The organism is Pyrococcus yayanosii CH1 (assembly GCF_000215995.1).
GTDB classification, from domain to species: domain Archaea; phylum Methanobacteriota_B; class Thermococci; order Thermococcales; family Thermococcaceae; genus Pyrococcus; species Pyrococcus yayanosii.
On sequence record NC_015680.1, the window covers coordinates 1,159,172 to 1,171,546 of the forward strand.

Here is a 12,375-nt window from a genome sequence, read left to right on the forward strand (position 1 = left end):
TAGGGAATAAGGAAGAATATAGCTAAAAGCTTTTCGTTTAATCCCCGGGGGAAGTTCCCGCCTCCCCGCCCATCGGGACGAGGCCCAATTTATTGGCCAGATATATCACGAGTGGCAGGACTATGAAGGCCATGAGGTCTCCGGTGTCCCCGGCTACCCCAAGGACACTGACGAAGTCTCCGACACCTGAGAGATAAACGACCAGCGGCGGAATGACTGTGAGGACCCACGCCAGCTTCCTGTTAACTCTCAGGTACTCCTCGACATTGCTGAGCTGGGCCAGCCCAATCCCAATGTAGCTAGTCGTTATGGCGAAGAGGGGAATAAGGTTGCCCAAGATTAGGCCCGTCCTACCGTAAAGCTTCTCCAAGGCTTGAGTGGCAATCTGGGGCGTATCTTGGCCGAAGACGAGCAGGAAGGAAGCCATGAACAATGCGTAGATGACGGTCGGGATTATGAAGGCCCATGTAAGGAGCCTCTTCGTCTCCTCATAGCTCCCGAGCCCCTTGTAAACGTCCGGGATTACCGTGTGGCAACCGAGGGCAAAGATAGACACACCGACAATTGCCCAGAGTCCCTCACCGCTCATGTAGAGAGCGTTCTCGAGCCTCCCCTTGGGGAGGAGCATGACTGCAACCACGAGGAAGAGTATAAGCATGAAAAAGCTCATAATAAGCTCGCTCTTCCCGCTCGCCTCTAGGCCCAAGTATATCACAAGGGAGGCAAGAGCCCAGAAGATTATGGCTCCAAGGGTCTCGCTGATTCCGAAGAGACTCGAGAAGACACTGCCCATGCCGGCTATGTAAGCGAGAAGGGCCCCGAAGCTCATTATTGTGACGCTCACGAACATCAGAACACCGCCACCACGGCCTAAGGCCTTCTTAGCTATCGTGCTGAGCTGGGCCCCATTCATCCTCGCGGAAAAATCTAAGACTATCCTCGCGGAAAAATCTAAGACTATCCTCGCGGTGAAGAGCATGAGAAGCATCACAGCCACTAGAACAGCCAGAGCTGGAATTAAACCAACGCTCTTCGCGGCGTAAGGTAGCCCGAGGACTCCCGCCCCTATCTGAGTTCCCACGAGGATTGCCAAGGCCTCACCCCTCTTCATCCAACCACCCCAATCGACGATAAGCTTTCGGACCTAATACGCTTTGCCGTTAGAAAAATTAGGACTTAGATGAATTTTATCCATACGCTCGAATGCATACATGAACACTGAAGAACGGAATGTTGCACCCAGAGGCTGAAAAATTTTCAAAACTCAGGACCAAAAATCGAAGCGACTACCAGAGAAAAAGGACAAGGAGTCGGTTCACCTTCTCAGCGGCTCCGGGATTGCCTCATTCCATTTCTCCTGGGCCAACTTCCCAGTGTACTTGAACTTCTCAACGAGCTTTTCCGCTTTTTCCCTTCTCCTCTGGTGCTCCTTCAGGAACTCCTGGACCCTCTGGATTAGGTAGCGCTTGCACTCCCCACACATGAGGGCGCCAGCCTTACAGGCGTGGTAGCGCTCCATGAGCTTTTTGTCATCTTCCTCAAAGAATATCTCGAGCCACTTGAAGACAACACACTTCTCGGGGTTTCCGCCCTTCTCCCTCTGTTCCTTCAGCGTCGGCTGGCCACCGGTGAGGGCAAACCTCCATATCTTCCTACCGGCATCCTCCGGGTCATCCGTCAGGTATATTGCCGTCTCGGGCTTGCTGGCACTCATCTTGCCCTCAAGCCCCGTCAACGGCGGAACGAACTTGCTGTGAAGTGCCGCCGTCTTATAGTAGCCGAGGCTCTCCGCGAAGTCCCTCTGGAGCCTCCAGTAGGGATCCTGGTCTATGGCCGCTGGAATCAGACAGCGTCTCTTCTCGAAGAAGGTTGGAGCGGCCTGTATCGCCGGATAGAAAATCATCCCAATCTTGCTCTGCTCGGTGAAGCCGAAAACTGCTTTTGCCATCGAGAAGTTTATTTTTTTGGCTATCGGAATAGCCATCTCATAGATCTTCGTGAACTCGCTGTTCTGGAAGATGAAGGTCTTGTCAGGATCGAAGCCGACGGCTATAATGTCAAGGATGTTCTGGTAGGCCCAGCGCTTGGTGTCCTCAAAGGTTAGCTTGTCCTTGAAGAGGAACTTCTCGTCGTCCGTTATCTGGATGTAGAGGTTAACTCCAAACTTCTTCTGGAGCCATTTGGTGGCGAAGAACGGGATTATGTGGCCTATGTGCATGGGACCACTCGGACCCCTCCCCGTGTAGAGGAAAAAGCCCCTGCCGCTCTCGTAGTCGTTGAGAACCTTGTCGTAGTCCCTATGGGAGAAAAAGAAGCGCCTCCTGAAGTATATAGGAAGTTCACCCCCTGTTAGTTCGGCCGTTCTCTTAAGCAACTCCTCCGTCAACGGACTGGTTCCGAACTGCTCTATCAGCTTGTCGTAGTCCACTAACCCTTCAACGTCCCAAGGCGTAACCTTAAACTCAGCCATCCAAAACACCTCCCCTAGACGTGAAACCCCAGATTAGGCTAGAGCAGAAGAGGGAAATCTCACCAAGGCCAAAGGCAACCACCGAACATGGTTGGGAAAATGGTGGGGGAGGATTTAAAGTTTTTGGCCAACCGATAGGTATTTAATCGTGGACGCCCAAGATAATTTGGAGGTGATTCTCTATGAACTCCGAGGTCGTGAAGGAGTTTTTGGAGGACATCGGCGCAGACTACATCGAGCTTGAGGGGGAAATTCACCTCGAGCCTCAAGTCTTCTATGAGGTCTGGAAGTTCGTGGGTGAGCCCGAGCTCAAGACCTATGTCATTGAGGACGAGGTCGTGGAGCCTGGCGAGTACGATCCCCCCGAAATGAAATACACCGACGTCAAGAAGGTTAAGATTAAGAAAGTTTACTTCGAGACACTTGATGGTGTAAGGGTTGTCACCGATTATTCTGAGTTCCAGAAGATACTGAAGGAGATGAAGGGGGGCTAAAATTCCAAGATGGAGCGATAGCCGCTCCCATCTTCTTTTACCATCCTTGAGTACCTAGTGCTCATGTGCCTGTGGTTTAGCTCCCTGAACATGTCCAGATAGCCTATGGCCATCTTCTCCACGTACTGACCAAACTCCAGTATCTTCCCTCCCATATCCTCCTTAGAAGAGAAGTACCACTCAACGAAGTATCCTCTTGGACTAAGAACTCCTATCTGTATCTCCATATCACCGAACCTCTGGAAGAAGTCCTCTGGGAGCTCTTCGGCTATTCCGACAAAGGATCTGTCGTAAACGTCCTGAACGTTGTCTATGTAGGCATAGAAACCTTGGATTATACCATCCTCAATCAGACGTTTAATCATGAACTTTATCGTCGGCCTGCTTCTCCCAAGTCTCCTCTCGAGCTCTTTCATGGGTGTCCTCGCGTCTATCTTCAGGATGTCCAGCAGGAGGGCATACTCGTAGGAATACCGCCATCTTCCAAACTTCACTTCTTTGCCTTTTTCCATCGGGTAGGCCCAGACCTCATAGTATTCAAAATCATTCGAGTACTTGGAGAGCAACTCTGGGATATACTTCTCTTGATCAACCGGGATGTGAAGTATGGCGTTCAGGCCGTTCTTGAAGCCGAAGATAGGTGTCACGTGAACCACGAAAGGGTTCCTGAGCATCTCCTCAGCCTTCATCCTAAGCTCAACCTTTGGGACCGAGAGAAAGGCTACGTAGCTTTTGAGACCAAGCTTCGTTATATTGTACATTGCATTGACGAAGACGTACCTGCCATAGTATCTGTCGTAGAGCCTCTTGAGCCTGTGGTACTCGATGCCCTCTATATCCGCTATCCTTTTTAAGCTCTCCCTCGGATATTTGTTGAGAAGCTCAGCCAACCATTCGAGCTCTTCGAGGTTTACTCGCCCCTTATCTTGGGCCATCGGGCATCGGTAAAATTTTATTTCCAGCCACCTAAAACGGTTACGGTGGTGGGCCATGGTGAGGATAGAAGTCGTTGACATCGAGAAGCCCGAGGGCGTCGAGGTTATAATAGGGCAGGGGAATTTCTCGATATTCACGGTGGACGACCTTGCGAGGGCCCTGCTGACGACGGTCCCGGGCATAAAGTTTGGCATCGCTATGAACGAGGCCAAGCCCCAGCTCACCCGCTACACCGGCAACGACGAGGAACTGGAGAAGCTGGCTGCCAAGAATGCCCTGAAGATAGGAGCGGGCCACGTCTTTGTGATCCTCATGAAGAACGCCTACCCAATAAACGTCCTCAACACGATAAAGAACCACCCGGCAGTTACCATGATTTACGGGGCCAGCGAGAATCCCTTCCAGGTGATAGTTGCGGAGACTGAGCTCGGCAGAAGTGTTTTGGGGATCGTTGATGGCAAAGCCGCCACAAAAATCGAGACCGAGGAGCAGAAGAGAGAAAGGAGAGAGCTCGTCGAGAAGATAGGCTACAAGATAGACTGAGGGACCAGTATGCGCATCTTCTTTATTACCTCCAATCCGGGAAAGGTCAGAGAGGCCGCCACATATCTACAGCCCCTGGGAATAGAGATTGTCCAGAGAAAAGTGCCCTACCCAGAGGTTCAGGCGGAGAGCCTTGAGGAAGTAGTGAAGTTCGGCCTTGAATGGCTCTCCGAGAGAATTGAAGGGCCATTTTTCATAGAGGACTCGGGTCTCTTCATAGAGGCCCTTCGAGGCTTCCCGGGAGTTTATTCTGCCTACGTTTTCAAGACGATAGGGAACGAGGGAATACTAAAGCTCATGGAAGGCATTGAGGAAAGAGATGCCCACTTCAAGAGCGTCATAGGGTATTGGGACGGAAAAGCATACATATTTACGGGCATTGTGAAAGGAAGTATAGCAACGGAGGCTAGAGGGGGCGGAGGCTTTGGCTTTGACCCTATCTTTATCCCCAACGGCTTCTCAAAAACGTTCGCCGAAATGACGACCAAGGAAAAGAACGCCATATCGCATAGGGGTAAAGCGTTGAAGGCATTCTCAGAGTGGCTAAAAGAAAACCTTAAATAATGAATGAATGTCAATGAACCTAACCTGAGTAGAAACAAAGCGTCAAAAGGGTGGGGGCTATGTCTGAGATCCTCGACGAAATTGACAAGCGATTGCTCGAAGAGCTAAAGAGGAACGCCAGGGAGAACATAGCCTCCCTCAGCAAGAAGCTCGGAATTCCAAGGACAACAGTCCATTACCGCATCAAGAGGCTCATAGAAGAGGGCATAATAGAGAGGTTCACTATAAAGCCCAACTACAAGAAGCTCAATCTCGGCACGACTGCATTCATTCTCGTCCGCTACGATCCCGACTCCGGCCTCACCCAAAGGGAAGTAGCCGAGCAGATAGCTAAAATTCCAGGCGTTTACGAAGTTCATATAATAGCGGGTGAGTGGGACCTCCTTATCAAGGTCAGGGCGCCCAGCGCCGAGGATATAGGGAAAATAGTTATAGACAAGCTCAGAGAGATAAAGGGTGTCGGCCAAACTGTCACGATGGTGAGCTTCGTAACTGTAAAGGAGGAGCTCTAAGGGCGATGATCGGCGTTCTCCTTTCTGATTAAATGATGAAGCGAGGTTGGGTGAGCCCCATGACGAAGGTCATAGTCGATGCACAGGCCGCGAGGGCTATAGGGAAGGGTGCTATGATAGTCTTCAAGAAGGGCGTCGTGAGGGTAGAGGGAGAGATCAGGCCAGGAGACATAGTGGAGGTCTACACGAGGGGCGGGAAGTTCCTGGGAAAGGGATTCGCGAACCCCAACTCTAACATAATGGTCCGCATAGTGACGAAGGACAAGGACGTTGAGATAAACAAGGAGCTGTTCCGCGAGCGCATAAGGAAAGCCAACGAGTACAGGAAGAAGGTCCTCCGGTACGGAAACGTCTACAGGATGGTCTACGGCGAGGCTGACTACCTGCCAGGCCTGATAGTGGACAGGTTCAATGATATAGCCTCCCTCCAGATTTCCAGCGCCGGCATGGAGCGGTTCAAGATGGACGTGGCCGAGGCCATCATGGAGATCGAGCCAGGGATAGAAACCGTCTTCGAGAAGAACACGGGACGGAGCAGGAGGAGGGAAGGCCTACCGGAGATAGAGCGCGTTCTCCTCGGAAAGGAGAAGTACCGCACGGTAATCGAGGAGGGGCGGGCAAAGTTCATAGTCGACATGAGGGGGCAGAAGACGGGCTTCTTCCTCGACCAGAGGGAGAACAGGTTAGCCCTTGAAAAGTGGGTAAGACCGGGAGATAGGATCCTCGACGTCTTCACTTACACAGGTGGCTTCGCAATACACGCGGCCATAGCTGGTGCTGATGAGGTTATAGCCATAGACAAGTCCCCAAGGGCTATAGAGACTGCCAAGGAGAACGCGAAGCTGAACGGCGTCGAAGACAGGATTAAGTTCATCGTGGGGAGTGCATTTGAGGAAATGGAGAAGCTGATGAAGAGAGGGGAGAAGTTCGACATCGTGATACTCGATCCGCCAGCCTTCGTCCAGCACGAGAAGGACCTGAAGGCAGGCCTCAGGGCGTACTTCAACGTGAACTTCGCCGGCCTGAACCTCGTTAAGGATGGTGGAATACTGGTGACCTGCTCCTGCTCCCAGCACGTAGATCTCCAGGCATTCAAGGACATGATAATAGCGGCGGCCGCAAAGGCCGGCAAGTTCCTCAAAATGCTTGAACCCTATAGAACGCAGGCTCCCGATCACCCGATACTCATGGCTTCTAAGGATACCGAGTACCTCAAGTGCCTCTTTCTCTACGTAGAGGATATGCGCTAGCGGACTATCATCACCGGTGGCTCTATCAGACCGACGACCTCCTCCAGGAGAGAACCTATCCTTGTCTTTCCGCTCTTCCCATAGGCCCCCATCACCACGAGGTCATACTTACCTGAATTGACCTCCTCCAGTATCTTATCCTTCGCCGAGCCTTCCACTATCTTGAAGGAGCAGTTTATACCCTCCCTACGGCCGAGCTCAAGTAAGGTTGTGAGGACCTCCTTGACGCTCTTCTTCATGTCCTTCCAAATGGTCTCTTCGAACCGCCTTATATTCTCAAGGTTCTCGCTCCTCATGCTCAGATGAAAAGCCAAAGCCTTAGCTTCCCTCCTGTCGAGGACTGAGTAGAGCACTACCTTGGCATTCTTCCTCTTCGCGACGGAAAAGGCGTAGAGGGCAGCTTTCTGGCTCCACTTAGACCCGTCAACAAGCACGAGTATTCTCATCTTCCTCACCCGTACCTAACCAGTATCATTAGCGAGCCCAAGCCCACCGTTGCAAGCATTATGAGCATGCCAATCTTAAGGAAGTCTATGAAGCTAATCCTAATGCCTTCCCTGTAAGCTATACCGAGGACGACAACATTCGCACTGGCACCGATGGCAGTTCCGTTTCCACCTAGGCATGCTCCTAAGCTCAGGGCCCACCATAAGGGGTAGATGTTCAAGACTGACCCCATGCTCTTTATAAGGGGTATCATTGTGGCCGTTAGAGGTATGTTATCCACTACCGCCGAAGCCACAGCAGAAAACCAGGCCACGAGGAGTATGGCCTCATCTTCACTCCTTACGTGAGAGGTCAACAATAATGCAAGGCTGTCTATTATTCCGGTTTCGACGAGAGCTCCAACGACTATGAAGAGGCCCCCAAAGAAGAAAAGCGTCGCCCATTCAACCTTTTCAAGAGCATGCTCCGGCGAGATTCCGCTCCAGAGAAGGAGAAGAGATGCCCCAGCCAGTGCCACAACAGCGAGCTCTATCTTGAACAAATCGTGAAGAAAGAAACCTAATATCACGAGCCCAAGCACAATCACTGACTTCTTGAAGAGGACTGGGTCCTTTATTACCTCCTTCTCGTCAAGGGTCATGAGCCTATCGAGGGCCTTCTCTTTCCCGACACCGATATCTTTTCTATATATTAGCCAGATTATCAAAATCATGAGGCCAAGGTCTACCGTTGCTATAGGCCCCATGTTCACGAGGAACTCATTGAAGCTGAGCCCTGCCGCGGAGCCTATCATTATGTTGGGTGGGTCCCCCACAAGGGTTGCGGTTCCCCCTATATTAGAGGCAAATATCTCCGAGAGCAGGAAGGGGATAGGATTAACACCCATCCGCCTCGTTATGTAGAGGAGCATGGGTGTTAAGAGCAGAACCGTTGTTACATTGTCAAGAAAAGCACTTACAACCGCCGTAGCTATTGAAAAGAAAAGGAGAACTTTTATAGGATTTCCTCCCGAGAGCTTGGCGGTTTTTATTGCGAGATACTCAAAGAGGCCGCTCTCCCGTGAAACGTTCACTATTACCATCATGCCCGCCAGGAGGAGTATCGTGTTAAAATCGAGGTACTCAGGAACTTTCTCCCAAGGAACTATGCCTAGTATCATGATTATAGATGCCCCCACCATTGCCGCAACCGTTCTATGGATCCTTTCACTAACTATTGCTATATAAACTACCACGAACACTGCTATAGCTACGGCTTCCTGCGTTATCATTTGCACCACCTGGTCAGTATAGTATAACGGGCTTTGAAACGTTCTGCATTATACGCAACACCACCGTGCTTACGGGATGTGTTTTAGTAGTCTCAGCCCCGTAATGCCTTGATAGAACTATGAGGTCAAAGTTTTCGGAAATCTCCTCAACAACTTCACTCTTGCTTCCGAATAGGAGCCTCGTTCTTCCAATCAAGCCGAGTCTAGAAAGGGCCCAGCCAACGCTCTCAAGGAGCCTCCTTCCGGTCTCTTCCTCACGCTCCCTGAAGAGCTTTGCCTCCTCCTTGCCTATCGTCTCCTCTATCAGCCTGCAGATCTCACCGTCTATAACGTAGACGACTTCAACCTCGGCATGTGGATACGCGGAGAGAATCTCGTAAACGCCTTCGGGAACCTTCTTAACGTACCTGTCGAGAGGCAGGAGGATGGAATTGACGTTTGGGATTGAAAGCTCCTCCTTAGTTAGAAGAAACTCCCTATAAGCTTTCGCTATCTCCTCGTACCTGTTCCCCGCGATGTTCTTGAACTTCCTCAGTATCAAGTCAGGAAACAACCCCAACGAGGCCACCAGCTTTGAAGTTGAAAAATAAGGCGGGGCGATTCACTTCTTCCACTCGGTGTAGCCGCAACGACCGCAGGCCCAGCGATCCCCGTGGTCAGCCATGAAGACACCGGGACCGCAACGTGGACAGAACCTGTTCTTCCTTATGACCTTACCGTCCTTAACTTCGTAGAGCTTCCACTTCTGTCCCATATCACTCACCCTCCTCCTTCTGTATGAGCCCGTCCCTTATTAGGATGTACTTGGGTTCTATGTAGAGCATCCTCTCCTTGCTGTCGTAGGCCTTGGCGTAACCCTTGCTAACATAGCTTCCGAAGTAGCTCCTAATGTACTGTATGACCGTCGTCTCGGGGTTAAGGTCGAGCATTGCCACGAGCTTGCCCTTGACATCCTTCCTGCTCGGGGTCGGTTCGCCTGGGTGATATATCTCGAAGTATATCTCCTTCCTGCCTATAAGCTTGTTCTCCTTGATTTCCGTAATCCTAATCTCCATCGCGAACCACCTCCATCCTCCTCATTATCTCCGCGCACCTGCGCTTGCATTCGGGGATGACCTTTATAAGTACTATCCCTTCACGGGGCTGACCGTAAACCACCAAGGTTCCAGGGGAGGCGTAGAGGACGGCAGGTATGGTCGCTAGATCCTCTTCTCCTCCAACAATTATGTAAACCCTCTTGCCCCTCCCGACGAGCTCGTAGGCTTTCCTTATGGCCTCTAGCAGCTCCTTAGTAATCGTGCCGGGCGGGTTCTGAACGGTTATCACCACGGCATCAGGCTCTATGTCTGGCTTGTAGTCCCTGCGCTCTGTTCTGTGGTCGTAGATGGCGATGGAGGGCTTAACACCAAGCTTTAAAACATTTTCCGTAACGACATCCCCAACCGTTACAAGGTTTCGAGCCCGAGCTAGCCTCTCCCTCACCTTAAGGTAGGGGCCCGGGATCGGGCCCCGGATGAGCTCTCCCAAAGGCCTCTTTAGCTCTCCCCTAAGCTCAGGGGGAAGCCTGAATAGGACTGTCATCAGCGCACCCGTATAGCGTACTTGCCCGGAGCCTTTGCCCCAAGCCTCTTCGCTATCTCGGAATTCTCAACGTCGAGGATTATGACGAGATCGAACCACTCCTCACTGAGATCCTTGCTCCCACAAATCGGACAGCGATCCTCCATCGTGATGTAGTGGCAATTCCTGCAGGCCTTCTCCGTCACTTCTTACCCTCCTTCTCTTTCCTCTTCTCCTTCTCAATCCAATCGAACTTTCCGAGGCCAGGTTGCCTCATGGTCAGGCCTATCTTGTTCTCCCTTATGATGCGGCTCTTATCGCTGATTGCTATGATTCTAGCCCTGACCTCGTCCCCTACCTTGAGGAGGTACTTCTTCTCCTTTCCAACGAACTGCTTGTTCCTCTCGTCGAAAACGACGTAATCATCCATGAGCTGGGAGATGTGAACCAGACCGTCCATGGGGCCTATCCTGATGAAGGCACCGAAGGGAGCCGCGTCAACGACAATGCCCTCCACGACTTCATGCATCTCAGGCTTCCAGACGAGAACGTCAAAGACGGCTTCGTGGTAAGTGGCCCCATCCCCCGGGACTATTATTCCATCTCCGACCTCTTTTACTTCAAGGATTGCCAAGATAACGCCGTCGTCCCTGTCGTAGGTGCCCTCGTAAGTCTCCCTGAGGACTATCTTGGCGGCCTCCTTGGGATCCATAGTGAACATCCTCGGAGGAATCCTGACAACGTCCTTGACCGTCACGAGCTTGTACATTCCTCAACCCCCGCAAAAAGAGTGAAAGATCACTTGGCCCCAAACTTTTCCTTGTAGAGCTCGATTGCCCTTAGGATTTCCCTCTTTGCAACCTCGGCGTTCTCCCAGCCCTCGACTATTATCTCCTTGCCCTGGAGCTCCTTGTAGCGCTTGAAGAAGTGGGCTATCTCATCGAGGAATGCCTTGGGAACGTCGTCGATATCCTTCCAGTCCTTGAAGTAGGGATCCTCGACCGGAACGGCCAGGACCTTGTAATCCTTGTCGCCGCTGTCTATCATCTTGAAGAGCCCTATGGGCCTCGCCTCGACGATGGTAAGTGGGTAAACGGGCTCTCTCATGATGACCATGATATCGAATGGATCATCATCGTCATACCAAGTTCTTGGGATTATGCCATAATCCACTGGATAGAAGAACGGACTGTAGAGCACTCTATCAAGCTTTAGAAGTCCGGTCTTCTTATCGAGCTCATATTTGTTCCTGCTGCCCTTGGGTATCTCTATGAGGGCGTAAACGACCTCGGGAACGTCCGGTCCGGGCTCAAGGTCATGGAACGGGTTCATGGCTACCACCCCGGCTGCTTTTTCGAGAACTCATAAAAGTTTTCCTGCACTAAGCTGGAGGGGGAGCACTTTTAAAGTTGTCGGCCGAGCTCCTCCCACTTCCTCTTCATCAGCAGGGCATCTCCTTCTACGTTCGGGCTCTCGCTTATGACGACCCCCTTGACGCGGAATTCCTTTAAGATCCTCAACAGGTCCTCCCACCTCAGATCGCTCTCCTGCAGGTTCAAATGCCTCCTTTCTCCCTTGTCCGTGTATTCTATACCACTCATGTGGATGTGCATGTTATCGAGGGCCTCCTTCCCCAGTTCCCCCTCGATGAGGGCCAGCATCTCCCGCCACTCCTCAGGAGAGTTGCAACGACCTGTCCTAGCGTGGGCATGGGCAAAGTCTATAGCAGGAAGAACCATCTCGATGTCCTGGCTCAGCCTTATCAACTCTCTAAGGTCACCAAACTGAACTGGCTTTCCTGTGAGTTCTGGCCTTATCCAGACCTTTACACCTCTGTCTTGGAGCTCCCTGACAATATCTCGCAGAGCATCCTTAATCCTCTTGTAAACAACTTCCGGCGGCTGTTTCATGTAGTAACCTGCATGGAAGACGAGGCTCCATCCCCCCGCCTCATGAAGCCTCTCGGCACTCTGGATTATCCTAGCTTTGCTAATCTCTACCTTGGACTTCTCCATTGCATTGAGGTTTATGTAGTAGGGGGCGTGGGCCGTGAGTAGAACGTCGTTTTTTCTGGCCACATACTTTATCTTCTTAGCTAGCTCGGGTTTTATGTTTACCCCCCGCACAAACTCCAACTCCATTGCATCGAGACCAAGCTCCCTAACCCGTTCTATTCCTTTTATCGTCGAGGGCTTTGGGGTCGAGAGGGGAATGCCAGCCGTGCCGAAGCGGAGCCTCTCAGCTTTCATACCTACCACGAGAACCTTTTAGGCGCCCCTAAATTTAAACCTTTGGAGCATAAGCCTTAAATCGTCCTCCACGTAATGGA

General features: G+C 51.5%; 18 protein-coding genes. 5 read left to right on the plus strand and 13 right to left on the minus strand.

From position 1 onward, the window contains the following. Window positions 1–37 precede the first annotated feature (37 nt). Both PYCH_RS06505 and PYCH_RS06510 read right to left on the minus strand, forming a co-directional pair. Window positions 38–1,111, minus strand: a complete 1,074-nt coding sequence (locus PYCH_RS06505) for an aromatic amino acid transport family protein (protein ID WP_013906048.1) — start codon at window positions 1,109–1,111, stop codon at window positions 38–40. Between the two features lie 204 nt (window positions 1,112–1,315). Beyond that, entirely contained in the window at window positions 1,316–2,470 is a 1,155-nt protein-coding gene (locus PYCH_RS06510; protein WP_013906049.1) for a tryptophan--tRNA ligase, read from the minus strand. A 182-nt stretch (window positions 2,471–2,652) separates the two neighbouring features. Here PYCH_RS06510 and PYCH_RS06515 point away from each other — a divergent pair, with 182 nt between their 5' ends. Further along, window positions 2,653–2,964 (plus strand): DUF5748 family protein, encoded by a 312-nt coding sequence (locus PYCH_RS06515; protein WP_013906051.1) that lies wholly within the window; start codon window positions 2,653–2,655, stop codon window positions 2,962–2,964. Here PYCH_RS06515 and PYCH_RS06520 read toward each other — a convergent pair. Continuing rightward, window positions 2,961–3,899 (minus strand): Lrp/AsnC family transcriptional regulator, encoded by a 939-nt coding sequence (locus PYCH_RS06520; RefSeq protein ID WP_013906052.1) that lies wholly within the window; start codon window positions 3,897–3,899, stop codon window positions 2,961–2,963. The two genes, PYCH_RS06515 and PYCH_RS06520, sit on opposite strands and share 4 nt — an antisense overlap. Window positions 3,900–3,954: 55 nt before the next feature. Between PYCH_RS06520 and PYCH_RS06525 the strand changes: the two genes are divergently transcribed. From PYCH_RS06525 to PYCH_RS06540, 4 genes are read left to right on the plus strand one after another with little or no spacing between them, the layout of a single operon-like run. Further along, window positions 3,955–4,443, plus strand: coding sequence for an adenosine-specific kinase (locus tag PYCH_RS06525; RefSeq protein WP_013906053.1), 489 nt, complete (start codon window positions 3,955–3,957; stop codon window positions 4,441–4,443). A 9-nt stretch (window positions 4,444–4,452) separates the two neighbouring features. Next, a complete protein-coding gene (locus PYCH_RS06530; protein ID WP_013906054.1) occupies window positions 4,453–5,007 on the plus strand; it encodes an XTP/dITP diphosphatase in 555 nt (184 codons plus the stop codon). A 59-nt stretch (window positions 5,008–5,066) separates the two neighbouring features. Next, entirely contained in the window at window positions 5,067–5,519 is a 453-nt protein-coding gene (locus PYCH_RS06535) for an Lrp/AsnC family transcriptional regulator (RefSeq protein ID WP_013906055.1), read from the plus strand. A gap of 59 nt (window positions 5,520–5,578) precedes the next feature. Next, window positions 5,579–6,769 (plus strand): class I SAM-dependent rRNA methyltransferase, encoded by a 1,191-nt coding sequence (locus tag PYCH_RS06540; RefSeq protein ID WP_013906056.1) that lies wholly within the window; start codon window positions 5,579–5,581, stop codon window positions 6,767–6,769. Here the strand turns inward: PYCH_RS06540 and PYCH_RS06545 are convergent. From PYCH_RS06545 to PYCH_RS06590, 10 genes are all read right to left on the minus strand, one after another. Beyond that, complete coding sequence (locus PYCH_RS06545) at window positions 6,766–7,215, minus strand: universal stress protein (RefSeq protein WP_013906057.1); 450 nt, start codon at window positions 7,213–7,215, stop codon at window positions 6,766–6,768. The genes PYCH_RS06540 and PYCH_RS06545 overlap by 4 nt on opposite strands. A 5-nt stretch (window positions 7,216–7,220) precedes the next feature. Further along, a complete protein-coding gene (locus PYCH_RS06550; protein ID WP_013906058.1) occupies window positions 7,221–8,486 on the minus strand; it encodes an ArsB/NhaD family transporter in 1,266 nt (421 codons plus the stop codon). A 13-nt stretch (window positions 8,487–8,499) separates the two neighbouring features. Next, window positions 8,500–9,054 (minus strand): universal stress protein, encoded by a 555-nt coding sequence (locus PYCH_RS06555; RefSeq protein WP_237698650.1) that lies wholly within the window; start codon window positions 9,052–9,054, stop codon window positions 8,500–8,502. A gap of 33 nt (window positions 9,055–9,087) precedes the next feature. After that, the gene (locus tag PYCH_RS06560; RefSeq protein ID WP_013906060.1) at window positions 9,088–9,240 is read right to left on the minus strand and encodes a 30S ribosomal protein S27ae; all 153 of its coding nucleotides are present in this window, start codon (window positions 9,238–9,240) and stop codon (window positions 9,088–9,090) included. A gap of 1 nt (window position 9,241) precedes the next feature. Beyond that, a complete protein-coding gene (locus tag PYCH_RS06565; protein WP_013906061.1) occupies window positions 9,242–9,541 on the minus strand; it encodes a 30S ribosomal protein S24e in 300 nt (99 codons plus the stop codon). Then, the gene (locus tag PYCH_RS06570; protein ID WP_013906062.1) at window positions 9,531–10,067 is read right to left on the minus strand and encodes a GTP-dependent dephospho-CoA kinase; all 537 of its coding nucleotides are present in this window, start codon (window positions 10,065–10,067) and stop codon (window positions 9,531–9,533) included. The genes PYCH_RS06565 and PYCH_RS06570 overlap by 11 nt, the downstream gene beginning before the upstream one ends. After that, window positions 10,067–10,252, minus strand: coding sequence for a transcription elongation factor subunit Spt4 (gene spt4, locus PYCH_RS06575; RefSeq protein ID WP_013906063.1), 186 nt, complete (start codon window positions 10,250–10,252; stop codon window positions 10,067–10,069). The genes PYCH_RS06570 and spt4 overlap by 1 nt, the downstream gene beginning before the upstream one ends. Beyond that, entirely contained in the window at window positions 10,249–10,815 is a 567-nt protein-coding gene (locus tag PYCH_RS06580) for a DNA-directed RNA polymerase (RefSeq protein WP_013906064.1), read from the minus strand. The genes spt4 and PYCH_RS06580 overlap by 4 nt, the downstream gene beginning before the upstream one ends. Window positions 10,816–10,844: 29 nt before the next feature. Further along, a complete protein-coding gene (locus tag PYCH_RS06585) occupies window positions 10,845–11,378 on the minus strand; it encodes an inorganic diphosphatase (protein ID WP_013906065.1) in 534 nt (177 codons plus the stop codon). Window positions 11,379–11,449: 71 nt separating this feature from the next. Then, window positions 11,450–12,295 carry a deoxyribonuclease IV gene (locus PYCH_RS06590; RefSeq protein ID WP_013906066.1) on the minus strand — a complete coding sequence of 282 codons (846 nt, stop codon included), beginning with the start codon at window positions 12,293–12,295 and terminating at the stop codon, window positions 11,450–11,452. Between the last annotated feature and the right edge of the window lie 80 nt (window positions 12,296–12,375).

Coding starts and splice junctions, on each gene's coding strand:
- PYCH_RS06520 (WP_013906052.1), bottom strand. CDS start 3,899: ATGGCCCAAGATAAGGGGCGAGTAAACCTCGAAGAGCTCGAATGGTTG.
- PYCH_RS06585 (WP_013906065.1), bottom strand. CDS start 11,378: ATGAACCCGTTCCATGACCTTGAGCCCGGACCGGACGTTCCCGAGGTC.
- PYCH_RS06545 (WP_013906057.1), bottom strand. CDS start 7,215: ATGAGAATACTCGTGCTTGTTGACGGGTCTAAGTGGAGCCAGAAAGCT.
- PYCH_RS06590 (WP_013906066.1), bottom strand. CDS start 12,295: ATGAAAGCTGAGAGGCTCCGCTTCGGCACGGCTGGCATTCCCCTCTCG.
- PYCH_RS06510 (WP_013906049.1), bottom strand. CDS start 2,470: ATGGCTGAGTTTAAGGTTACGCCTTGGGACGTTGAAGGGTTAGTGGAC.
- PYCH_RS06540 (WP_013906056.1), top strand. CDS start 5,579: ATGACGAAGGTCATAGTCGATGCACAGGCCGCGAGGGCTATAGGGAAG.
- PYCH_RS06550 (WP_013906058.1), bottom strand. CDS start 8,486: ATGATAACGCAGGAAGCCGTAGCTATAGCAGTGTTCGTGGTAGTTTAT.
- PYCH_RS06560 (WP_013906060.1), bottom strand. CDS start 9,240: ATGGGACAGAAGTGGAAGCTCTACGAAGTTAAGGACGGTAAGGTCATA.
- PYCH_RS06535 (WP_013906055.1), top strand. CDS start 5,067: ATGTCTGAGATCCTCGACGAAATTGACAAGCGATTGCTCGAAGAGCTA.
- PYCH_RS06565 (WP_013906061.1), bottom strand. CDS start 9,541: ATGGAGATTAGGATTACGGAAATCAAGGAGAACAAGCTTATAGGCAGG.
- PYCH_RS06530 (WP_013906054.1), top strand. CDS start 4,453: ATGCGCATCTTCTTTATTACCTCCAATCCGGGAAAGGTCAGAGAGGCC.
- PYCH_RS06580 (WP_013906064.1), bottom strand. CDS start 10,815: ATGTACAAGCTCGTGACGGTCAAGGACGTTGTCAGGATTCCTCCGAGG.
- PYCH_RS06505 (WP_013906048.1), bottom strand. CDS start 1,111: ATGAAGAGGGGTGAGGCCTTGGCAATCCTCGTGGGAACTCAGATAGGG.
- PYCH_RS06570 (WP_013906062.1), bottom strand. CDS start 10,067: ATGACAGTCCTATTCAGGCTTCCCCCTGAGCTTAGGGGAGAGCTAAAG.
- PYCH_RS06525 (WP_013906053.1), top strand. CDS start 3,955: ATGGTGAGGATAGAAGTCGTTGACATCGAGAAGCCCGAGGGCGTCGAG.
- PYCH_RS06515 (WP_013906051.1), top strand. CDS start 2,653: ATGAACTCCGAGGTCGTGAAGGAGTTTTTGGAGGACATCGGCGCAGAC.